This window comes from Porphyromonas gulae DSM 15663 (genome assembly GCF_000378065.1).
GTDB lineage: Bacteria > Bacteroidota > Bacteroidia > Bacteroidales > Porphyromonadaceae > Porphyromonas > Porphyromonas gulae.
Genome location: NZ_KB899154.1, coordinates 1 through 22540, shown reverse-complemented (window position 1 = coordinate 22540; position 22540 = coordinate 1). Strand labels below are relative to the sequence as shown.

The window sequence follows — 22540 nt, the reverse complement described above, 5'->3', positions numbered from 1 at the left end:
GCTTATACGGTTTAGAAGAAGAGTATCCCTATCCGGTAGATAAGGAACGATACGATCCATGCCAGCGAGCAGGAGTATATAATGGAGAAAGCTGCCCACTTCCAATGTCCGCTTTCACGTCCGATAGCGACCACGGTAGCGATGCACGGAAAATAAATCAGCACGAAAGCCATCAGTGCCAAAGCAATGATAGGGGAGAATGTATGGTTGCCTTCTGCGTCGCGATCCTCTCGGATACGTTCGCCCAGTCGCTGGGCAGCTTCGTCGCTATCATCACTGTCGCCCGTATAGATGACACCGAGGGTACTCACTACGACCTCTTTGGCTGCCATACCAGTTAGCAAGCTTACACTCATTTTCCAATCGAAACCGATCGGTGCCAATACGGGTTGAACGGCTTTGCCGAATCGTCCGATGTAGGATTGTTCTTGCTGTTCGATATGCGCTTTGCGATTCAGCTCTTCTTTCTGAGATGTCTTCTCCTCTTCGTCCAGCAGCGGATTACCTTCTATCTGTTCGATTTGGGAGATCAGTACAGCCTCTTCGGAGTAGCGAGGGTAATAGCTGAGGAACCAAATGACGATCGAAGCAAGCAGGATGATGCTACCCATTTTGCGCAGGTATTGTGCTGCCTTATTCCACATATGTACGATTACGGAGCGAGAGGTCGGCATACGATAGGGGGGGAGTTCCATGACGAAGGGAACGTCTTCCACCTTGAAAAGTGTTTTTTTGAAAAGACGTGCCAATAATACAGCCAACAGAATACCCAGAAAATACAATCCGAAAAGCACCAAGCCGGCCGAATCGGGGAAGAATGCACCGGCCAAAAGCAAATAGACCGGCAGACGGGCACTACAGCTCATCAGAGGTGTTACGAGCATGGTGATCATGCGACTTTGTTTGCTTTCGATCGTGCGAGTGGCCATAATGGCGGGAACGTTACAGCCGAATCCCATGATAAGGGGAATGAACGATTTGCCATGCAGTCCCATTCGGTGCATGATCTTGTCCATGATGAAGGCTGCACGTGCCATATAGCCGCTGTCTTCCATCAGCGAAATGAAGAAATAGAGGATGAGGATGTTCGGCAGGAAGACGATCACACCGCCTACGCCTCCTATCACTCCGTCCACGATCAGATCCTTGAACGAACCATCGGGCATGAAGGTATTTACCATGCTGCCTATCCAACCTACACCTGCTTCGATCCAGTCCATCGGATACTGGCCGAGAACAAACGTAGCCTCGAACATGATAAACATGAATAGGAGGAAGAGAGGGAAACCCAAGACACGATGGGTGACGATATGATCGATCTTATCGGTCAGGGTCTTGAGCTGTTTGTAGCTACTCCGGTAAGTTTCTTTGAGGGCTCCTGCGATGAATCCGTATCGCTGATCCGTGATAACGCTTTCGGCATCGCTCGCCACTGTCAGATGTTCGTCGATCTCTCGTAGGGCGAAGTCTCGGGCCGAAAGGATGAAAAGACCTTTGGGCTGTTCGCCTACGAAGCGATTCATCTCCTTATCGCCTTCCAGCAGTTTGACAGCTATATAGCGTGCCGGAAGGGAGTAGGGTAGAGAGAGCTGATTTTTTATTTTCTCTGTCAGAGCTTCTACGGCCGGTTCTATGATGCTGCCATAGTTGATACGAATGGGACGTATGATTTTGTTTCGTCCTTCATGAATGGAGATAAGCGTATCGAAAAGCTCCGGCAGGCCTTGTCCCGTACGCCCCACCGTCGGAACCATGGGGATACCGAGCATAGCGGATAGGGCAGGATAGTCGAAGGTGTCGCCTTTCTTCTCGAACTCATCGAACATATTCAGTGCGATGACAACAGGCAAACCCATTTCTTTGAGCTGGAGGGTCAGGTAAAGATTGCGCTCCAGATTACAGGTATCTACTACATTCAGCACCAGATCGGGACGGGTTTCCTCGCTTAGATACTGGCGGATATACAGTTCTTCAGGACTGTATGGAGAAAGAGAGTAGGTGCCGGGCAGGTCGATAATCTCTATCTTGTAGTCCTTGTGCCGGAAGAGACCTTCTTTCGCTTCTACCGTCACGCCGCTATAGTTCCCTACATGTTCATGGGCACCGCTGGCGCGGTTGAATATGGAGGTCTTACCGCAGTTGGGATTCCCGATTAGTGCAACACGTATCACATGCCCGTTCGGCTTGACATCGGTTCCTCTCGCCGAATCATCTGTATCCGGTTGGAAGCTCTCTGCGGTATTTGTCGAAACCGATCCGTTAGAAGCCGACATAGCCAATTGTTCTCCTTCTCCGTTTTCTGCCGAGGAAGAAGTTGCATTAGAGGATATAAGCTCCACTTCTATCTTGGCTGCATCCTCTCTCCGTAAAGAGACATTGTAGTCCATGATGCGATAATAGACCGGATCCCGCAATGGGGCACACTGGACGACAGTAATCGTCTTGCCGTGCACAAATCCCATTTCTAAAATCCGTTTGCGGAATACCCCGCGACCTTCTACTCGTACGATTACTGCTTGATCGCCCGTATGTAATTCTGATAATCTCATGATAGCGCAAAAATACTAACTAAACCAATGAATAAAGGAGAAATACAGCTTATAAAAATACTTCGCTTTTCGGTGCTTTCCACCGTTTTATGTCCTGGTAGTTTTAGTTGCGAATTTTTATTGCGGAATAAAGCGCTTCCCTCAATGAAGGAAAGCGCCCTTTAACCTTTGGAAATACTAAAAAATAATGCAAGAAGAGAATATAGTCGGATCGGGGTAGGTGCCCTCTGCCCACCTATATTTTCTTTTCGAATGTGAAACAGGGATAAGGAGCCGTTCTTAGTCTCAAACTCAGAGATTCGAGCTGCTTCTAATGCCTGCTGATACGCTACGCAACAGCGATCTTAGTACTCAAGCATTCGAGGCAGTGCCTTTGCCTGACTGATCCAGTCCTCTACCATTTTGAGTACGGGCAGGCGACGCACCAGTTTTTTGCTTTCGTTCACCTCTGCCATCTTCTGTGTCAGATTTTCTGCTTTCCGAGTGGCAAGCTCCTTCACAGTGTCTACTCCGGCTGCTTCAAGGAGTTCAGCGTATTCGCTTCCTACTCCTTTGATGCGAAAAAGGTCTACCATATTGGCAAACTTGAGGATTTTGGCCTCATCGATACCGCTTTTTTCAGCCAAAGCCTTTCGATTTGCTTTTGTTTTGCACGCTTGCAGGAGTTGGTCTGTAGTGTTGATTCCTGCATCATTCAGTTTACCGGCCATAACGGGACCGATACCTTCTACTTCCATCACTTTGTAGTTTGCCATAGATAAAAAGCTTTTTTATTAATACTGCTTATACTAACACTCTCTGATTGATCGATTGATTCAATCTTGTTTTGTAAAGATAACAAAGACATTAGAATATTAGTTTTCAAAACAATCTTTTGTTATATTTGATCGATTAACAAATTATAGTCATGAAGCGGGATTTGGACGATTTTATTTTGACCGGGAAAAACGAAAAGGCTGTATTTTCCTTGAAAGTCTATAGAGGAGACGGCATGGTTCTTTTGGCTATGAATTGGAAAAAGGGGCGTCCTCCTCGGGATTTTGTCGGTTTTTCCATAGAGTACAAGGAGCCGGATGGCGATCGCTACTATGCTTTGAAGAACAGGCTTTCTTTCCTCAATCAGGATGGAACCGTGTGTAAAGCGGCTAAGTCTTCCCTTTTGTCTCCTTTCCAAATGTTTCGCTGGGTACACTTCCCTCGCAATGCAGATAAAAACGGAGCTTTCGTCTATGTGGTAAAACCCGTTTTTATGAACTATTATGATGAATTGAGTTATGGAGAGGAGCAGCGAGTGGAGGTAGTATTGCATCGCGAGACCTATCCGGACTGTCTTGATGTGGCATTCACTCGCGGATTCATTTCATCACAGGCTTTTGTCGATAGATTTTCGGATGGAGGTGGTGTGGCTGCATTGCTGCCGAAAGATTCCAAGTCGGGTATCGACTTTGTGCCTACTCATCCGAAGGCTTCTGCTGCACTCTCTTGGATGGGTTTCGAGGCTGTAGAGGCTCTGCTCCGTCTCTTGGACGACGCGATAGCTGATCAAACGGCCGAAGTAAGGGTGGTAGCATTCGATCTCAATCTTCCCGCGATTGTGGAGCGGTTTGTACAATTAGGCGAAAGGCTGTCCATTATCATTGACGATAGTGCAGAACACAAAGAACATGATTCGGCTGAAAGCATCGCCTTTGAAAAGCTGCTTTCCTCGACCATGGGTAAGGCAAAGCGACAGCACATGGGGCAATTGCAGCACAATAAAACAATCGTAGTGAACGGCTCTAAGGTAAAAGCTGCAGTCTGTGGATCTACTAATTTCACTTGGCGAGGCCTGTATGTGCAGTCCAATAATGTCGTTGTCGTTCGAGGAGAGGAGGCTATAAAGCCGTTTTGGGATGCTTTTGATCATTATTGGAATTCTTCGGTACCCAAATTCGGCAAGACAAGCTCTGCCCTCTGGAATAATCTCAATCTTCCGAAGATAGATGCGCAGGTATCTTTTTCTCCACACTCCAAAGACAATGCTTTGTTGGATACTATTGCTGCTGATGTAGCCGGTACGGAGTCGAGCCTCTTTTATTCACTCGCTTTCCTGTCGCAAACCACCGGTTCGCTGAAAGAAGAAATAGTACGTGTGCTGGAGAAGGACGATGTGTTCGTCTATGGTATCTCGGATAAAAGAATGGGAGGGCTCAATTTGCAAAAGCCCAACGGCAATCTTATGCCTGTGTATCCGCAGGCCATCAATAAAAACATGCCGGAGCCATTCAAGTCAGAGCCGACCGGAGGAGGTGGCACGCGTATGCATCATAAGTTTATAGTGATTGACTTTGATAAGCCTACTGCCCGTGTTTATCTGGGGTCATACAATTTTTCTACGACTGCAGATCGCAAGAACGGTGAGAATCTCCTGTTTGTCAAGGATCGAAAAGTAGCTATATCCTATATGATCGAGGCTTTGCGAATCTTTGATCATTATCACTTCAGGGTCAATCTGGCACAGGCCGAAGAGTGTAATATACGATTGTTCCTGACGAAACCTCCCCGCAAGCAAGATGAGAAAGCATGGTGGGAAAAGTTCTACACCGATCCCAAGAAAATCAAGGATCGTGAAATGTTTGGCAAAGAGTGAAGCCCGTATAGCTTCATAAGTTGTCCGCTTTTTGAACATCCGTAATAGAGAAAGGCATCGCAACTCGGTTGCGATGCCTTTCTTTCTAAGCGAATAGATTAGGGGATATTAGTCGAGGATTGTCACCCAACCATGAGTGTCGGGCTTGTCGCCATACTGGATGGCACGAAGTTCGTGATAGAGCTTTTCGCACCACGGACCCGGTTTGCCGTCCTTGCTGATTACGTACTGTTTGTTGTTCTCCAAGTCGTCGATCTCGGAGATAGGACTGATCACGGCTGCCGTACCACAAGCACCTGCTTCTTCGAAAGTAGCAAGCTCGTCTTCGGCTACCGGACGACGCTCTACCTTCAGACCCAGATCCTGAGCCACCTGCATCAGACTCTTATTTGTGATAGAGGGCAGGATAGAGCTGGATTCGGGAGTGATATAAGTATTGTTCTTGATGGCGAAGAAGTTGGCCGGACCGGCTTCGTCTATGTACCTCTTTTCTTTGGCATCCAAGAAGATAGCTGCAGAGTAGCCCATTTCGTGAGCTTTCACCGTGGGGATCATACCTGCTGCATAGTTACCGCCTACTTTGATCGTACCCGTACCCAGAGGAGCTGCACGGTCATACTCGCGGAAGATAGCCATCTTGGTCGGTTTGAATCCTTCTTTGAAATACGGCCCTACGGGCGTTACAAAGACGATGAAGAGATACTCGGGAGCCGGCTTCACACCCACTTGTGCACCCAGTCCGATAACAAGCGGACGGATGTAAAGAGAAGCTCCGCTTTCGTAGGGAGGAACGAAACGCTCGTTCATCTTTACGGCTTTGATTACAGCTGCTTCGAAGATTTCCTGCGGCAGCTCGGCCATTACCACACCTTGGCATGATCTGTTCATGCGCTTGGCATTCTCGTCCATGCGGAAGAGGCGGATCTTGCCGTCTTTGCCCCGGAAAGCCTTCATCCCTTCGAATGCTTCCTGTCCATAGTGGAGGCATGTGGCAGCCATGTGCATCGTGATCGTTTCCTCTGAGGATACTTCAAGCTCTCCCCATTTGCCATTGCGATAGTAACAACGCACGTTGTAGTCGGTCTTCATATAACCGAATGAGAGCGATGACCAATCGATATTTTCCATAATCCTAATTAGAATAAGATTGTTTATGATTAAGATGATAATTGCAAATGTCTTTCATTCAGCAACTCTGCAAAGGTAGCAAATAATCAGTCTGTTATTTGGTTTTGGTTCGATAAATGAAAGCAGGTATGCGAATGTCTACTTCGGACGATACCAATCCACTAACATTCGCACTCCTGTGGTTATGTCGATTCGGTGCTTCCAGCCTAAGGCATGGAGTTTGCTTACATCCGTTAGTTTGCGCATCGTGCCGTCCGGTTTGGAGGAGTCGAACTCGATAAGGCCTTCGTAACCGATGGTCTTTGCTATCAGCGAAGCCAAATCGCGAATGGAGATTTCCTCCCCAGTGCCGATGTTGATATGGCAGTTGCGGATCTCTTGGGTCCCGTGGGAGTACATATCGGAGAAGTCGCGATGCTCCATGAGGAATACGCAGGCATCGGCCATCTCCTCGCTCCATAGAAATTCGCGCATCGGACGACCTGTACCCCATAGGCTTACCCTTTCGGCCGTGATGCCGTACCGCTTGAGCAAGGAGAGAATATCATCGAAAGAAGAAGACCCGTTGATGCCTTCGACGCGACGTGCAGATAAATCTGCTCTAACTGCTTCCTCATCGTGGCGAAGCAGGCAATCGGCCAAATAAATCTTCCTGATCATGGCCGGAAGCACATGGCTTCGCTCCAAATCGAAATTGTCGTTGGGTCCGTACAGGTTGGTCGGCATCACAGCTATATAATTGGTACCGTATTGGAGGTTGAAGCTCTCGCACATCTTCAGTCCTGCGATTTTGGCTATGGCATACGGCTCGTTGGTGTATTCCAGCGGAGCTGTCAGCAGTTCTTCCTCACGCATCGGCTGATGGGCATCGCGCGGATAGATACAGGTACTGCCGAGAAACATCAGCTTGCTGACACGGTGCCTGTAGCTTTCTCCGATGATATTCTGCTGGATACCCAGATTGCGATAGATGAAGTCGGCACGGAAACGATTGTTCGCCATGATGCCTCCCACATAGGCAGCTGCGAGAAATACGTATTGAGGCTCTTCCTTGTCGAAAAACTCTCTGACGGCTACGGCATCGAGCAAGTCCAGCTCCTGATGAGTTCGCCCGACAAGGTTGGTATAACCCTTCCGGCGGAGATCGTTCCAAATGGCTGATCCGACCAAACCGCGATGACCGGCCACATAGATTTTGGCATCTTTATTCATCGTAGGAATTGTCTATTTCGGCTCTTATATGCAGCTTTTGGACAAATCTCATGTCTGCTTCGACCATGATTCGTACCAGCTCTTCGAAAGAGGTCTTTGTCGGATTCCATCCCAGTAGCGTCTTGGCTTTGGTAGGGTCGCCCAATAGCTGATCCACTTCGCAGGGACGGAAGTATTTCCGATCCACCTCTACCAAAACCCGTCCCGTGGCGGTGTCTATGCCTTGCTCTTCCACTCCGCAGCCTTTCCACTCCAGTGCTATGCCGACTTCACGAAATGCCAGAGTAGCGAACTCGCGTACACTGTGCATCTCCCCTGTGGCGATGACGAAGTCTTCCGGCATATCGTGCTGTAGCATCAGCCACATACACTCCACGTAGTCGCGAGCATAGCCCCAGTCGCGACGGGCATCCAGATTGCCGAGGTAGAGCTTGTCCTGAAATCCTTGCTTGATGCGAGCAGCGGCCAGCGTGATCTTTCTGGTGACGAAGGTTTCGCCGCGGCGTTCGCTCTCATGGTTGAAGAGAATGCCATTGACAGCAAACATGCCGTAGCTCTCGCGATAGTTCTTCGTGATCCAGAAAGCATACTGCTTGGCCACTCCGTACGGCGATCGGGGATAAAACGGAGTGCTCTCCCGTTGGGGCACTTCCTGCACCTTGCCGAACAGCTCGGATGTAGAGGCCTGGTAGATCCGTGTTTCTTTTTCCAATCCGAGTATTCGCACCGCTTCCAAGAGGCGAAGCGTGCCCACGGCATCGGCCTCTGCCGTGTACTCCGGAACGTCGAACGAGACCTTGACGTGGCTTTGAGCGGCCAGATTGTATATTTCCGAGGGGCGAGTGGTCTGAATGATGCGTACCAAAGAGGAGCTGTCCGTCATGTCCCCATAGTGCAGATTGATCAGCCGCTCGCGCTTCATATCCCGTACCCATTCGTCCAGATAGAGATGTTCGATTCGTCCCGTATTGAACGAAGACGAACGGCGCAGGATACCATGCACTTCGTACCCCTTTTCTATCAGAAACTCGGCGAGGAAAGAGCCGTCCTGCCCTGTGATTCCCGTGATTAATGCGACTTTCTTTTTCATAATCGGAAAGGCCGGATTCCTAATCTTGACCGGCTCAAGCAAATAACATGATTCCCTGCAAAAGTACTCATTCCTCCCACGATAATGTAGGATAGTTTGTTTTTCCTCTGAATATTTGACAATGGAGGATTTGCCCTTGCTGCGAACTAAGTATCAGGTAGGGCATCCTCCAGAAGCGATCAACCCATTGGAATAGGGAGATATATTGACGTGAAATTTGAAATTCGGAAGTGAGAGACGATAAGGCTTGTAGACTGATACTACTGAATTGATCCCGAGGCTTGACGTTTATAACTTACTGCCTTCATATTTTACGAGTGAGAAATGTTCGGATTGTCGTTCGTGTTTCCTGAAAAAATGGCGTGAGATCTTTTTCGTTTTGGCGCGTAAATTTTTTACTTCTCGCGCCAAAACAAAAAACTTCTCGCGCCACATTTTATCGGATAGCAAACTCGAAAATTCCGGCACGTAAATCGACCGAACGATAATATGGCTCTGCTCTTCTAAGGTGGTTGGTGGTTGGATGGAGCAGATCGTAATAGCCGTCCGGTTATTGATCCTTCGTGGCATAGATAAGTTCTCGTCTTATGTCAGACTCATGCTCCAAATTAAGGTGTGGCAAGATTGCTTTGGCGGTGAACAAAAGGAGGTGTTATTCGGTTAATGGATATAGAAGTAAATAATCATCGGGTTTCGCTGTGTAGGCCCGAATAATAAATTTACAGAACAATGAAAATAAGCGAAAACGTAACAAAAGCGATCAATGACCAAATCAAGGCCGAAATGTGGTCTTCAAACCTCTATCTGTCCATGTCCGTGCATTTTGCGCAGATAGGGTACAACGGCTTTGCCCATTGGCTCAAAAAGCAGAGCCTCGAGGAAATGGAGCACGCCTACGATATGATGGACTACCTCCTGAAGCGTGGCGGTGAGGTGAAGATAGAAGCTATCGATGCCGTGCCCCAGAAGTTCGGCTCTGTATTGGAGGTATTCCAACAAGTGTACGAACACGAATGCAAAGTGACCGAAATGATCGAAGGTGTCGTAAGGGCTGCCTCCGAAGCCAGAGATATGGCATCGCAGGACTTCTTCTGGAAGTATATCCGCGAGCAGGTAGAAGAGGAAGCCACTGCTGCTGAAATCGTCGATACGATCCGTCTCTCTCAGGAGCAGAATCTGATCTTCATCGATCATCAGCTCGCTAAGAGATAAACTCCACCTGCCGTTGGCAAAGGTCGGTATCAAAACAGAGAGGCTTCCTTCTCCGTCCCGAATGGACAAATGAAGGAAGCCTCTCTTACTGTATTTATACCGCTTCTCTATTCCACAGGCTTATACTGTACGAATGCCTCTATGGCTTCATAGGAGGCCAAGCCGAGCTTTTCGTACAGGGTGGCCGTTTGTCTGTTTCGATCCTCTGCCCTCTGCCAGAAGAGCCGTTCGTCATCGCCAAGGAAGGGGGCGGACTCCATTTGGGACTGATGCTTGAGGATGCTGTTTCGTTTGAAGCGGAGTTCGTCCGGACTCATCGGTACAGCCATCTCTATGTAGTCCATTTCCCACTCTGCCCATGCCCCGCGATACATCCATACGCGACAATCTTCCTTGAACCAAGGCTCCTCTTTCAGCTCGTCTATAGCTGCCAAAACGGCGTTCAGACAAACGCGATGCGTGCCGTGCGGATCGGCCAAATCCCCTGCTACGAATATCTGGTGTGGCTGTATCTCTTCCAATAGAGCTATGATGATGCACACGTCTTCCTCTCCCAAAGGATTTTTCCTGATCAATCCCGTCTCATAGAAAGGCAGATCGAGGAAATGAACATGATCCTCCGGCAATCCCAAGTATCTGCATGCCGTTCGGGCTTCTTCGCGTCGGATGGTTCCTTTCATAAACCTGATATCCTCCTGCTCGGGATCCCCTTCTATCTTTTTGTGCATGAGATAGTGCCGCACTTCTTCTGCTTTGGCCAGAATGGGGCTGCTCTCTTGCCCGTACCGGCGGCATACATTTCTGAGGTACGACACGTATCGAATCACTTCTTCATCCCCTACGGCTATATTGCCGGAGGTCTGGTAGGCTACATGTACATCGTGTCCCTGATTGACCAGTTTGTGGAATGTTCCACCCATCGAAATGACGTCATCATCGGGGTGTGGACTGAAGATAACCACCCTCTTGGGATAGGGTAGTGCTCTCTCCGGCCTGCTGCTGTCATCGGCATTGGGCTTTCCGCCCGGCCAGCCGGTGATGGTGTGCTGGATGTCGTTGAAGAGCTTGATGTTTACCTCGTAGGCCGAGCCGTATTTGGCCAGCAATTCACCCAGTCCGTTCTCCGTATAGTCCTTGTTCGTCAGCTTCAGGATGGGCTTGCCGGTCAGTCCGCACAGCCATACTACTGCCCTGCGTATGAGCTGTTTGTTCCAGATACAGCTCGTCACCAGCCAAGGACGATTGATCCTCGTGAGACAAGACGATGCCGACAGATCCAACACGATGGAAGCATTGCGATGTAGTTGCAAGGACGAAGCCGGAGAGGCCTCGCTAATCTTTCCTTCGATAGCTTGGGCTATTACTTCCGCTTTGCTCTCTCCCCATGCCAGCAGGGTCACCTTGTGAGCTTTCTGGATGGTAGCCAGTCCCATACTGATAGCCGATGGGGGGATGGTGTCGTGGGAGCTGAATATGGTCAGAGCATCGTTGTGCTCCGTATGGCCGAGTACGACAAGGCGCGTGTATGTGTTGGGATGCGTACCCGGGCTGTTGAAGGCGATACTGCCGGCCGATCCGATGCCGAGGAGCATGTGTCTGATGCCACCCAAGCTGTCTATTTTGGATTCGTAATCCTGACAGGCTTGCAGTAGGTTTTCTTCCGAAGCATATACATCGGGTGCCATAATGTTCTCCGGCAGGATGTCGATATGGTCGAGAAAGTCCTTGCGCAACTTGGCCAGACAGCCCAAGTTCTCGCTCACCGGCGGATAGTATTCGAATACGGTGAAGGCAATCACGTTGCGGAAGCTGAGTCCTTCGTCGCGGTGTTTTTGTATCAGTTTGTCATACACGATGACCGGCGAATTGCCTCCGGACAGAGCCAGTGTGTAGTATTTGTGTTGTGCCTGCGACTCCCGTATATCTTTGGCTATTTCGTTGGCAATGACTTCTGCTGCTTCGTCGTTGGTGCGGTATATATTGGTCGGTATATTCTCGAACCGACGTAGCAGGGTCTCTTCGTAAGTATTCTGCGGACGGTAGTATCGCTCCGGTATTTCGGATAGAGAAATCATGGAGCTTAGGTTCAATCTCATGTTGTTAGGGTATTTGTTGTTGATGTTTTTTTTTGAGGGCTTTGCCCTCCGTGCAAGATTCGTGTAAATCCTAATTATGAATAGCGGTGTCTGTATGAGAATGTGATTTATAATTGAAAGAGGTGTGCCGGACGTCCGACACACCTCTTACGGCTTTAGGGAACGATATTCATTTCATCCAACAGGCGTTGGCAACCACCTACCTTGTCTATCACAAGCAGGACATAGCGAATATCCACAATGATACTGCGCTGGTAGTCGGCCAAATACTGGATGTCACCACCAACGCCTTCCCAGTTACGGTCGAAGTTCAGACCGATCAGCTCACCATTGGCATTCATGACGGGGCTGCCCGAATTGCCACCGGTTGTATGCGTAGTGGCACAGAAAGCTACAGGCATGCGACCGTTGCGATCGGCATAACGTCCGAAGTCTTTGCGCTCATACACGGCTTTGAGTTTAGGATCGACTACGAATTCCCAATTATCGGGATCTTCTTTCTCCATTACACCATCCAACGTGGTTTGGTGTCCGTAGTAAACATTGTCACGGGGCGAATAGCCCTTCACTTGACCATAGGTGAAACGAAGCGTCAGGTTTGCATCAGGGAATTGATCCTGATCACCATCCATTGCCAAGAGACCTGCAATGTAGGTGCGTTGTGCCCTTAGAATGGGATCGTCATAGGGACGAAGTTCGTTGTAGAGTTTGCGGTATTCGTCGAAAACCGAAGAGGCGAAGAGTACCATGGGATCTTCGGCAAGTTTTTCTGCAGAAGGTGCTGCTGCAAAGGCATTGAACTGCGCTTCGCTACCGAATACGGAACGAGCGAATATGTCGTCCACATAGGCCTGAACATCTCCTGTAAAGCGGTCTCTTACGAGACGCAAATGGAGAGGCAGATTCTCATAGGGTATTTCCTTGAGATATTCTGTCAGCATGGCTACAGCCACTTTCTTGTCCACCTCTGCACTGTAGTCCTTGTTGGCAAACTTGCTGTAGCGTGTACGAATCTTATCGATCGCTTCCTTGCGAGCCGAAGCGTCATTGCCTTGCAGAGCTTTCATTTCATCTTCGGTAGGGATAGGAGAACGGGCAAACTCGATCCCACGGATGATGCCCTCTTCTATCATCCAATAACGACGGCGCAGATCCGCACGCTTGGCTACCGTAGCATCGATTTCGTGTACGGCCTCTTCATATAGAGGAGTACCCTGCTTCGCTCCCCATGCGATCAGCCTGTCCTGCATCGCCTGTTTGTTTTGACGCAGACCACGTGTCTTGATTGCCCAGTTGGCACCTATGGCTCGTTTGTAAGCATTCTGTGAGGCGGCATATTTAGCTGAATACATGATTTTGATCTGAGGATCGGCCAGCATTTCCCTAAGCATGACACCCTGACGAATATCACGCATACGGATGCGAATATCGTTGTCGATGCTCTTCCATTCGTCTACTTCCGAAGCTGTGAAATAGCGGTGCGTAGTACCGGGGAAACCCATTATCATGGCGTAGTCGTTCTCTTGTACTCCACCAAGAGAGAGGTTGAAGAAACGCTTCGGCTTGAGTGGAACATTGTCTTTGGAGTATGGTGCGGGATTGCCGTTCTTGTCTCCATAGATACGGAAGATGGAGAAGTCGCCTGTATGACGAGGCCAGATCCAGTTGTCCGTGTCGGCACCGAATTTGCCTATGCTGCTGGGAGGTGCTCCCACCAGTCGAACATCCGTATAAGTCTTTTTGGTAAACATCAGGTAGAGATTGCCCCCATAGAAGGCTTTGATCTCTACGGAAAGTCCCGGATTCTTGGCAGAGAAGTTCTTGCCGGCCTTTTTGTCAGCCAACTTTTGCAGGTACTTCGGAGAGAGGTAGTCCATGCTGTTGGGATCTTTGATGGCTTTGAGTTCTTTCTTGACGTAGTCCGTAACATCTTCGATCTTGTCGATGAATACCACGGAAATATCCTTGTTCGGTAATTCATCTGCTTCGCTCATCGCCCAAAATCCGTCTTCGAGGTAGTTGTGTTCGAGCGTGCTGTGAGCCTGGATCATATCGTATCCGCAGTGGTGATTGGTCAGTACGAGTCCGCGATCGGAAACGACTTCGCCCGTACATCCTCCATCGAATAGTACTACGGCATCTTTCAGTGATGTGCCGTTGGGGTTGTAAAGGTCGTATTCCTTCATCTTGAGGCCGCGTTCTTTCATCTGCGCATACTTCCGTCCGAGCTGTTGCATCAGCCACATACCCTCGTCAGCATGAGCTATCTGGCTCAGGCAGAGAGCTGCAAAGAGGGGGAGCAATAGTCTTTTTTTCATTATTACTTCGTTTTATTTTGTGTGTCGATTGTTCTTTGTTCTTGTGTGTCCTTGTGGATGGCATTCCTCACTTCTGAATGCCGGCAATGAATGAGTTGTAGTACCGCCTGTCTCCCGTTATCTCACTTCCGATCCAATCGGGCAGCTCTATGCTTTCGTCCTCAGTGGCAAGCTCTACTTCGGCTATTACAAGCCCTCTGTGCCGGCCTTCGAATACATCCACTTCCCATACATGGCCTTTGTGAGGGACGCAGTATCGCTGCTTCATGATACAGCCGGGAAGGCATAGGGTAAGCATCTCTTTAGCCTCTTCGAATGGCACGGAATACTCATACTCCGATCTGCTCAATCCCCCTTCATTTGTTTTCCCTTTGATGGTGAGATAGGCTTCATCATTACACAATCGGATGCGGACGGTGCACCGTTCGTCAGCCACGAGATAAGCTTGTGTAATGCTGTGTACGGCCGTAGCCTTGGCTTTGAAATCGTCATTTAAGACCAGGAATTTTCTTTCTATTTCCATTCTTCAGGAACTGGTACTGTCCATCAATGAATAATCACCATCGTAGCACCGAAACCATATTCTCGGAAGGAGGCATCCTGAAAGCGATGTTGTTTGTAGCGTGTGCGCAGTTCCTTTTCTACTGCCTGACGCAATACGCCTTCACCTTTGCCATGAATGAAAACAATCTTTTGTCCCTTACGGGAGGCATATTGTTTCATGACTTCGTGAAATTTGTCCAGCTGGTACTGCAATATGTCCCCATTCTTCATCCCTGCCGTGGTTTCGAGTAGTTCGCTGGCATGGAGATCTATTTCGATTATATCCGGTTTTTTCTCCGTAGAAGCCTTTCGGGCCGGCGTGGGCGCAGCCCTGTCGATCTGCTCCTTGGTCTTCATGGCCTGTTCGATCGCTTCCGGATCGAAGACCTTTTCCACAACAGGACGATCATCCTCCACTATGGAATAGACCAGGGCTTTGTCTTCGAAGAAATCATTTTCTCTGAAGCAATGCAGTTTGACGAATTTGATCGTATCGAGTCTTAATTCCACTGACATGGCCGGTTTCAGGAGGAAAGTTTTCCTTTCCTTGTATGCGGTTATTTGCAGACATATCCTTTCCATATCTTGCAAATCTGCAGCGGTAAACTCCTCGATGAACAATTTGGTATTCGGGTCTATGCTACCGGCAGCTCGCATCTTCCAACCGGTGGATATTAAGGAGAGGTAGTTGTATTGGAGGCAGTAATTGCTATCGTTGATCAGAAAACATTCATAAGGTTCTGTCCCCAAGCGTTGTTCGTTCATGGGCAGATAGGCCAGATATACATTCAGCTTGTCGTGTCCTGCCAGTTCGGTATGCAGCAAGCGCGGTTTTTCCTCGGACTGTGTTGGCTTTCTGTCGGAAGCGACGGCTGCTTCTTTGTGTCGTTTGTTCCGCTCTTCTTTTTTCGATTCCTCTTCTCGGCGTTTTTCCATGGGCGACTTATAGGCGGGAATAAAGGTGTCATTATCTCCGACTGTCACACATTCCTGGATCGGGGTAGGTATTTCGAATCCGTCTTCTCCTTCCACCCAAGCGATCCTCCCACTGATGCGGCGGACGATCCCTCCTCCCTGTGAATTGAGAAATCGTACACGGCTGCCGATGGTGATATTATTTGTATTCATTGTTCTAAGCAGGTCGTATTCATAGTTTATACTCCACAAAAATACAAAAGAACGAGCGGTGTATCAAAAGGATAAAAAGAGGGTGTGCAAAAATCGCCTGATTGCGATCTCTACACACCCTCTTTGCTTGGATTAAATGTCTTGTCTGTCGATCGTCCGATCAGCTCAGTTTGTGGATGATCAGACCGGAACGAAGTTTCGGCTCGAACCAAGTAGTCTTGGGAGGCATGATATTGCCCGAATCTGCAATGTCCATCAGTTGCTTCATCGATACCGGATAAAGAGCAAGAGCAACACGCATTTCGCCGCTGTCTACACGCTTTTTCAGTTCTCCCAGGCCACGAATACCACCCACGAAGTCGATACGCTTGTCGGAGCGGAGGTCCTTGATGCCTAAGATCTCATCCAGAATCAGATTCGAAGAGATCGTAACGTCCAGTACGCCGATAGGATCGTTGTCGTCATAGGTGCCGGCTTTTGCTGTCAGCGAGTACCATTTGCCACCGAGATAGAGAGAGAAGTTGTGCAGCTTGGTAGGACGATATTCTTCCGTCCCTTTGCATTCTACGTCGAAGTGCTGAGACAGTCTCTGCAAGAATTCTTCGTCACTCAAGCCATTCAGATCTTTCACCACGCGGTTATAGTCGATGATCGTGAGCTGATCGGCAGGGAAGCATACAGCCATGAAGTAGTTGTACTCTTCATCGCCGCGATGATTGGGATTATTCTTGGCTTTTTCGGCACCCACCAGGGCCGCAGCAGCCGAACGGTGGTGACCGTCAGCGATATAGAGTGCCGGCATGGCAGCGAATAGCTCCGTGATACGTTTGATGTCGGCTTCTTCGTCGATCACCCAGAAGTGGTGGCCGAAACCATCGAATTCTGCCACAAAATCATATTCGGCCGGACGAGCGGCATATTTCTTCACGATAGCGTCCAACTCTTTGTTTTCCGGATAGGCAAAGAATACCGGTTCGATGTTGGCATCGTTCACACGAACGTGCTTCATACGATCTTCTTCCTTGTCGCGGCGTGTCAGCTCATGCTTCTTGATCACGCCGTTCATATAGTCCTCTACGTATGCACCTACGACAAGGCCGTACTGCGTTTTGCCATTCATGGTTTGGGCATAAACGTAGTAGTTTTCTTTTGCGTCTTGTACGAGCCAGCCTTTTTCTTGGAACATTCTGAAGTTCTCGGCAGCTTTTTCATACACATCCGCATCGTGCTCATCTTTTCCTACAGGGAAATCGATCTCCGGACGGATAATATGATAGAGCGACTTTTCGTTGCCCTTCGCTTCTTCACGAGCTTCTTCTGAATTGAGGACGTCGTAGGGGCGAGATGCTACTTGCTCTACGAGTTCTTTCGGAGGACGTACTCCTTTGAATGGTTTTATGATAGCCATATTGTCTGTCGAAGCAAATTATTTGTTTACACGGAATTTTTCGTTGCCGTTTTTGATGAAGTCAACGATTTGACGAGCTGCAGCCAGACCGGCATTGATGTTGGCTTCTGCTGTCTGAGCACCCATCTTTTTAGGAGTGGTGAAGTAGCGACCTTCGAATTTTGCCATTTCGGCATCGTTTGCAGGCTTGATGTCCGTAGCGTATTTGAAGTCGGTGCGCTCAGCCATAAACTTGCAGATACCCTCTTCGTCGATTACTTCTTGGCGAGCCGTATTGATCAGGCAGGCACCCTTAGGCATCTTCGACAGGAGTTCGGCATTGATTGATTTTACAGTCTCGGGAGTCTTCGGGATGTGAAGCGAAACTATATCGCAGGTTTCGAACAGAGCATCGCGAGAAGCAACAGCCTTTACTCCTTCTTTCTCAATATCCGCTGCAGAAACAAATTGGTCGTAAGCATAAATTTCCATGCCGAAACCTTTTGCGATACGTGCCACATTGCGACCTACATTGCCGTATGCGAGGATACCCAGCTTCTTGCCCATGAGCTCAGAACCGGATGCTCCGTTGAAGAGATTGCGATACATGAATACGAGCATACCCATTACCAATTCGGCAACGGCATTTGAGTTTTGTCCCGGCGTATTCATCACGCACACGTTGTGCGCAGTAGCAGCAGCCAGATCTACGTTGTCATATCCGGCACCTGCACGTACTACGATTTTCAGCTCCTTAGCTGCATCGAGAACTTCTGCATCGATTTGGTCGCTGCGGATAATGATGGCGTTAGCATCTTTCACTGCATCGAGGAGCTGTTTCTTATCGGTATACTTTTCGAGCAAAGCAAATTCGAGACCTGCCTCTTCGATAATTCTCTTGATTCCGTCTACGGCTACCTTGGCAAAAGGCTTTTCGGTAGCTACCAATACTTTTGTCATGACTGATATCTTCGATTAATATGTTTGTTATGAAAAAAGAGATAAGAGATTGCCACAGTGAAGTCGGGCAATCATCTTATCTCTTTAGATTTATTCACGATTAGTGCTTAGCTTCGAATTCCTTCATTACGCTAACCAAAGATTGTACGCTTTCGATAGGCAATGCGTTGTAGAGAGAAGCACGGAAACCACCTACAGAGCGGTGTCCCTTGATACCTACCATGCCGCGTGAAGCTGCAAACGTAGCGAATTCTTTCTCCAGCTCTTTGTACTCATCCTTCATCACGAAGCAAACGTTCATGATAGAGCGGTCTTCGGGATTAACCGTGCCGCGGAAGATCTTGCTGCTATCGATAGCATCGTAGATAAGGGCTGCCTTGTCCAGATTCATCTTTTCCAACACCTTCACGCCGCCGAGTTCTTTGTACCACTTCATCGTCTGGAGTGCTACATAAACGGGGAATACGGGAGGAGTGTTGAACATAGAGTCCTTCTTGATGTGAATCTGATAGTTCAGCATATCGGGCAGAGGACGATCTACCTGTCCGAGTACATCCGTTTTTACCAATACGAAAGTAGCTCCGGCCGGTCCGATGTTCTTCTGAGCACCACCGTAGATGAGGTCGTACTTGGAAACGTCTACCGGGCGAGAGAAAATGTCGGAAGACATGTCCGCAACGAGACGAGTCTTCGTGTCGAAATCCTTGCGGATCTCAGTACCGTAGATCGTGTTGTTTGTGGTGAAGTGGAAATAGTCTACGTCCTCGGGAATAACGAAATCCTTGGGGATGTATGAGAAGTTCTTGTCTTCAGATGAAGCCAAAACCTCTACTTCTCCACCATATACCTGCGTCATGATCTTAGCCTGTTTGATGGCGTTGGTTGCCCATGTACCGGTATTGATAAAGGCTGCCTTCTTCTTAAGCAGGTTCAGCGGTACTTGGTAGAATTGGAGGCTGGCGCCACCACCGAGGAAAAGTACTTCATAGCCTTCGGGCACATCAAGAAGTTCTTTGAAGAGATTACGAGCTTCGAGCATTACAGCGTCGAACTCTTTGTCGCGGTGAGAAACTTCAAGAACAGAAAGACCCGTTCCGGCAAAATTGAGACATGCTGATGCAGCATCCTTCAAAACTAAGTCGTTGAGGATACAGGGTCCTGCGGTGAAATTGTGCTTCTTCATCTGAGAAAAACAATGTTTAAGTGGTTAGTTATTAGTAGTTTTTTCTTGTTCTACAGTCATTAGATGCATAGGTGCATCTTTTACCAGCACAAAGGTACCAAATAAAACATATCGGCAAACTAATTCCTTAGAAAACAGCCGTATCGTAGGACTATGGTCACAGGAATATATCAGATGCCATGTTTTTCGAATGTCTAGTCAGCTTGCTAAGAAGCTGTTATGGATCACGAGTTGCTTGTCATTATTTTTTATGCATCTCTCTGAATTATAAGATGCTAAAAATCTTTGTGGCTGCCAAGCATTTGCGTAAATCAGGCTATAGCCTGTTTTTTTACTTTCAAATCTCCTTCGCTATCCCCAAAATGGGATTTTTAGCAAAATAACACTCTGCTCTTTGCAACGATAGTAATAACTCTCTTCTTTCCCCTTGTCTGTTTATTATTTTATTTTAAGACTAGTATCCCTCGGTTTTTGAGGTCTAGATTTATATCTAATGGCTATTTTAATTAGAAAGTAAACGTACCTCTTAATCGATAGCCTTATATCATAAATGTTAAAGGTCATTCCCTTGAGAGCATCTTTTGCTGCGTTTCTTCTATAGTTAAGAGGCTGATTACAGCTGTTGTTGGGGCCATTTGTGTCATAAATCGATGTGGCGACAGGCGAATAAGCGATGTTGTATTTTCGGGCAAGTCTGTTCCATAGATCAGTATCTTCACCCATAGAATAATTGGGATTGAAACCTTTTGTTGATAATAGGGCTTTTTTGCTGATACAAACGCAAGATGTCTGTACTACGGCGACTTTAATCGCTGCTTTAAAGTAGTTCCGGATAATACCTCTTTTTAAATCATTTCTATTGAGAAAAATTTCGCCATCAGGAAATCTGCAGACGAAATTTGTGGCAAATACACTGGCTTGTGGAGTGTATTCAGTGATTAGTGCATACAACTCTTCAAGATGATTTTTTTCCCAGATGTCGTCTCCATCTAAAAATGCAATATATTCCCCATGGGCTTTTTCTATTCCTCTATTACGGGATGTAGATACTCCTTTATTTTCCTGATGAATTAAAGTAATGCGTGGATCATGAATCTCTTGAACGAAAAGAGGACCTTTATCTTTTGACCCATCATTTACTATTATGATTTCAAAATTTTCAAATGTTTGTGATAATACTGATTCTACCGTTATGGAAATAGTCTTCTCTTTGTTGTAAAGAGGTATTACCACGGAAAAAAAGGGGGACTTCATATTGGTTTCAGTATTTTTTTGATTTTTAGTTTAATAGGAATTCGTATAAGAGAGCAAAAAGCTTCTCTTTGTATCCTGCTTTATGTGAGAGTAGGATCGTTTTTCTATTCAACGGATATGATTTAATTCGGTTTATATACTCTTCGTATTCGCCTTTGGGTATCGTCGATTTTATTGTCCTAAGTGTATACATGAATCCTAATAGTCGATGATTGTATGTATAAGAGTTGGGAGATTGTTTCAGGTAATCAAGATGATAGAAGGCAACCCTCATTATATCCCTTGATCTTTTCGCGCTTTGGGCTGCAGTTATAGAACCCTCCCTTTTTAAATAATAGTACACTCCTACTGAAGAAATACTTATTCGTTTTACTTTTTCCGCCAAATCCGGAAGAATGTAGGAGTCTTCGTGTAGCATGCCCAATGGAAATCTTATTTCTTCCCATATAGATGCCTTGTAGATAGCCGATTGCAACAGCAGAAAATGTCTCGACCACAGAAAATCGACAATAGATTCTTTCCCTCCTTTCATACAAGGTTTTAGGTGAGCTTTGAACGGCCTCTGTTTACCGGTTTTATCCTCTTCCAAAGATACGGGAACTACTACTATATCGACCTCAGGATGATCCTGCAAATACTTGATATTCTTTTCGTAGAAATCCGATGATACGTAATCATCACTATCGATGAAGGATAAAAAAGAGGGTTTCTTTGTTCTTTTATCTGCTTATCCTCGTAACAACCTTCTTTTCCCGTAAAGTTTTTATCGATTCCCTTGGAACCGAGGTATTGGGCTTGAATACAACAATCACAAATTTGCTGGGCCTTTTGAACCTATCGGAATTAGGGATTGGTACTGCCGTATCTTTTGCATTGTTCAAACCTCTGCTGGAGAATAATCGAAAGGGTATCACCGAGATCGTATCAGTTCAGGGATGGCTATACAGGAATATCGCTATTTTGATCATTATCGTGGGAATGATTCTTATGTTTTTTTTCCCCTGGATATTTCAAAAAACAGATCTGCCGTTATGGTATGCCTATGCCACCTATATAGTCTTTCTAACCTCTTCTCTTTTGGGTTACTTCGTCAATTATAGACAGATTATCCTATCCGCGGATCAAAAGCAATACAAAATAACCTATATTGCCAAAGGTCTAACCTTCCTCAAGCTTATTATCCAAATCCTGGTGCTATACTATTCGCCATGGAGCTATCAGGGTTGGTTAGTTGTCGAATTTGTATTTGCTTTCCTGACTGCAATCATGCTAGAATATTCCGTTCGAAAGACCTATCCTTGGCTGAAAACTTCTTTCCGGATCGGAAAAAGCGTATATAAGGAGCATGAAGTAATACTTACGAAGAGCAAACAACTGTTTTTCCACAAGGTTGCAGGGTATGTACTCAATCAGACCTCACCTCTGATTATCTATGCTTATACGACCCTAACACTTGTTGCTATCTATGGCAATTATATGCTGATAGTATCAGGGTTAATCTCTCTTCTGATTGCGATTTTCAGTGGTATTATACCGACTTTAGGAAACCTTATCGCGGAAGGGAAACGAGAATCCATCCTAAAGGTTTTCGGAGAATATTTTGCCTGCCGTATGCTTATAGCAGGAGTCGTCACCTATTGTTTATGGATTGGAGGAAATAGTTTTATTGTTTTGTGGGTAGGTGCTGAATATCTTTTGGAAGAAATCCCATTTTTCCTGATCGTTGGCATTACATTCGCCAGCATTACGCGTATCAGCGATGATTTTTTGTCCGCTTATGGTCTTTTCAGAGATATATGGGCTCCTATTACAGAGGCTGCCCTCAATCTGGGATTGTCTATTTTATTAGGA

18 protein-coding genes are annotated in these 22540 nt (G+C 47.2%); 4 read left to right on the top strand and 14 right to left on the bottom strand.

What is annotated here, in order from left to right; genetic code table 11:
* Positions 1-11 precede the first annotated feature (11 nt).
* Together feoB and F452_RS0103590 are read right to left on the bottom strand one after the other, a co-directional pair.
* Positions 12-2549 carry a ferrous iron transport protein B gene (gene feoB / locus F452_RS0103595; RefSeq protein ID WP_018964876.1) on the bottom strand — a complete coding sequence of 846 codons (2538 nt, stop codon included), beginning with the start codon at positions 2547-2549 and terminating at the stop codon, positions 12-14.
* Between the two features lie 344 nt (positions 2550-2893).
* Positions 2894-3304, bottom strand: coding sequence for a DUF4332 domain-containing protein (locus F452_RS0103590; RefSeq protein ID WP_018964875.1), 411 nt, complete (start codon positions 3302-3304; stop codon positions 2894-2896).
* A 152-nt stretch (positions 3305-3456) separates the two neighbouring features.
* Between F452_RS0103590 and F452_RS0103585 the strand changes: the two genes are divergently transcribed.
* Positions 3457-5178 (top strand): phospholipase D-like domain-containing protein, encoded by a 1722-nt coding sequence (locus tag F452_RS0103585; RefSeq protein WP_018964874.1) that lies wholly within the window; start codon positions 3457-3459, stop codon positions 5176-5178.
* A gap of 108 nt (positions 5179-5286) precedes the next feature.
* Here F452_RS0103585 and F452_RS0103580 read toward each other — a convergent pair whose 3' ends face one another.
* The 4 genes from F452_RS0103580 to F452_RS12415 form a co-directional block, all read right to left on the bottom strand.
* A complete protein-coding gene (locus tag F452_RS0103580) occupies positions 5287-6306 on the bottom strand; it encodes a branched-chain amino acid aminotransferase (protein ID WP_018964873.1) in 1020 nt (339 codons plus the stop codon).
* A gap of 138 nt (positions 6307-6444) precedes the next feature.
* Positions 6445-7518 carry a GDP-L-fucose synthase family protein gene (locus F452_RS0103575; RefSeq protein WP_018964872.1) on the bottom strand — a complete coding sequence of 358 codons (1074 nt, stop codon included), beginning with the start codon at positions 7516-7518 and terminating at the stop codon, positions 6445-6447.
* Positions 7511-8608, bottom strand: coding sequence for a GDP-mannose 4,6-dehydratase (gene gmd, locus F452_RS0103570; protein WP_018964871.1), 1098 nt, complete (start codon positions 8606-8608; stop codon positions 7511-7513). The genes F452_RS0103575 and gmd overlap by 8 nt, the downstream gene beginning before the upstream one ends.
* A gap of 288 nt (positions 8609-8896) precedes the next feature.
* On the bottom strand, positions 8897-9019 hold the full coding sequence (locus F452_RS12415) for a DUF1661 domain-containing protein (protein WP_235314701.1): 123 nt from the start codon (positions 9017-9019) through the stop codon (positions 8897-8899).
* Here F452_RS12415 and F452_RS12645 point away from each other — a divergent pair.
* Together F452_RS12645 and F452_RS0103560 are read left to right on the top strand one after the other, a co-directional pair.
* On the top strand, positions 8988-9080 hold the full coding sequence (locus F452_RS12645; protein ID WP_235314702.1) for a DUF1661 domain-containing protein: 93 nt from the start codon (positions 8988-8990) through the stop codon (positions 9078-9080). The genes F452_RS12415 and F452_RS12645 overlap by 32 nt on opposite strands.
* 257 nt (positions 9081-9337) lie before the next feature.
* The gene (locus tag F452_RS0103560; RefSeq protein WP_018964869.1) at positions 9338-9820 is read left to right on the top strand and encodes a ferritin; all 483 of its coding nucleotides are present in this window, start codon (positions 9338-9340) and stop codon (positions 9818-9820) included.
* 107 nt (positions 9821-9927) lie between these two features.
* Here F452_RS0103560 and F452_RS0103555 read toward each other — a convergent pair whose 3' ends face one another.
* The 8 genes from F452_RS0103555 to F452_RS0103520 form a co-directional block, all read right to left on the bottom strand.
* Positions 9928-11916 carry a glucosamine-6-phosphate deaminase gene (locus F452_RS0103555; RefSeq protein ID WP_026292155.1) on the bottom strand — a complete coding sequence of 663 codons (1989 nt, stop codon included), beginning with the start codon at positions 11914-11916 and terminating at the stop codon, positions 9928-9930.
* Positions 11917-12071: 155 nt separating this feature from the next.
* Positions 12072-14234: a S46 family peptidase gene (locus F452_RS0103550; protein ID WP_018964866.1), complete on the bottom strand. Its 2163-nt coding sequence runs from the start codon at positions 14232-14234 to the stop codon at positions 12072-12074.
* A 67-nt stretch (positions 14235-14301) separates the two neighbouring features.
* Complete coding sequence (locus F452_RS0103545) at positions 14302-14757, bottom strand: CYTH domain-containing protein (RefSeq protein ID WP_018964865.1); 456 nt, start codon at positions 14755-14757, stop codon at positions 14302-14304.
* A gap of 23 nt (positions 14758-14780) precedes the next feature.
* Positions 14781-15905 (bottom strand): DUF2027 domain-containing protein, encoded by a 1125-nt coding sequence (locus tag F452_RS0103540; RefSeq protein WP_018964864.1) that lies wholly within the window; start codon positions 15903-15905, stop codon positions 14781-14783.
* 160 nt (positions 15906-16065) lie between these two features.
* The gene (locus F452_RS0103535; RefSeq protein ID WP_018964863.1) at positions 16066-17313 is read right to left on the bottom strand and encodes a DUF1015 domain-containing protein; all 1248 of its coding nucleotides are present in this window, start codon (positions 17311-17313) and stop codon (positions 16066-16068) included.
* 18 nt (positions 17314-17331) lie between these two features.
* Positions 17332-18252: a 3-phosphoglycerate dehydrogenase gene (locus tag F452_RS0103530; protein ID WP_004585580.1), complete on the bottom strand. Its 921-nt coding sequence runs from the start codon at positions 18250-18252 to the stop codon at positions 17332-17334.
* 100 nt (positions 18253-18352) lie between these two features.
* Entirely contained in the window at positions 18353-19435 is a 1083-nt protein-coding gene (serC, locus tag F452_RS0103525) for a phosphoserine transaminase (RefSeq protein WP_018964862.1), read from the bottom strand.
* A 438-nt stretch (positions 19436-19873) separates the two neighbouring features.
* Positions 19874-20689 carry a glycosyltransferase family 2 protein gene (locus F452_RS0103520; protein WP_018964861.1) on the bottom strand — a complete coding sequence of 272 codons (816 nt, stop codon included), beginning with the start codon at positions 20687-20689 and terminating at the stop codon, positions 19874-19876.
* A gap of 795 nt (positions 20690-21484) precedes the next feature.
* Here F452_RS0103520 and F452_RS0103510 point away from each other — a divergent pair.
* Positions 21485-22540, top strand: a 1056-nt coding sequence (locus F452_RS0103510) for an MATE family efflux transporter (RefSeq protein ID WP_244263764.1), incomplete at its 3' end; no start/stop codon positions are given.

What these genes read in the sequence shown, in the direction of transcription:
- F452_RS0103560 (WP_018964869.1), top strand. Translation starts at nt 9,338, where the DNA reads ATGAAAATAAGCGAAAACGTAACAAAAGCGATCAATGACCAAATCAAG.
- serC (WP_018964862.1), bottom strand. Translation starts at nt 19,435, where the DNA reads ATGAAGAAGCACAATTTCACCGCAGGACCCTGTATCCTCAACGACTTA.
- F452_RS0103530 (WP_004585580.1), bottom strand. Translation starts at nt 18,252, where the DNA reads ATGACAAAAGTATTGGTAGCTACCGAAAAGCCTTTTGCCAAGGTAGCC.
- F452_RS0103535 (WP_018964863.1), bottom strand. Translation starts at nt 17,313, where the DNA reads ATGGCTATCATAAAACCATTCAAAGGAGTACGTCCTCCGAAAGAACTC.
- feoB (WP_018964876.1), bottom strand. Translation starts at nt 2,549, where the DNA reads ATGAGATTATCAGAATTACATACGGGCGATCAAGCAGTAATCGTACGA.
- F452_RS0103555 (WP_026292155.1), bottom strand. Translation starts at nt 11,916, where the DNA reads ATGAGATTGAACCTAAGCTCCATGATTTCTCTATCCGAAATACCGGAG.
- F452_RS0103580 (WP_018964873.1), bottom strand. Translation starts at nt 6,306, where the DNA reads ATGGAAAATATCGATTGGTCATCGCTCTCATTCGGTTATATGAAGACC.
- F452_RS0103540 (WP_018964864.1), bottom strand. Translation starts at nt 15,905, where the DNA reads ATGAATACAAATAATATCACCATCGGCAGCCGTGTACGATTTCTCAAT.
- F452_RS0103520 (WP_018964861.1), bottom strand. Translation starts at nt 20,689, where the DNA reads ATGAAGTCCCCCTTTTTTTCCGTGGTAATACCTCTTTACAACAAAGAG.
- F452_RS0103585 (WP_018964874.1), top strand. Translation starts at nt 3,457, where the DNA reads ATGAAGCGGGATTTGGACGATTTTATTTTGACCGGGAAAAACGAAAAG.
- F452_RS0103550 (WP_018964866.1), bottom strand. Translation starts at nt 14,234, where the DNA reads ATGAAAAAAAGACTATTGCTCCCCCTCTTTGCAGCTCTCTGCCTGAGC.
- F452_RS0103545 (WP_018964865.1), bottom strand. Translation starts at nt 14,757, where the DNA reads ATGGAAATAGAAAGAAAATTCCTGGTCTTAAATGACGATTTCAAAGCC.
- F452_RS0103590 (WP_018964875.1), bottom strand. Translation starts at nt 3,304, where the DNA reads ATGGCAAACTACAAAGTGATGGAAGTAGAAGGTATCGGTCCCGTTATG.
- F452_RS0103575 (WP_018964872.1), bottom strand. Translation starts at nt 7,518, where the DNA reads ATGAATAAAGATGCCAAAATCTATGTGGCCGGTCATCGCGGTTTGGTC.
- gmd (WP_018964871.1), bottom strand. Translation starts at nt 8,608, where the DNA reads ATGAAAAAGAAAGTCGCATTAATCACGGGAATCACAGGGCAGGACGGC.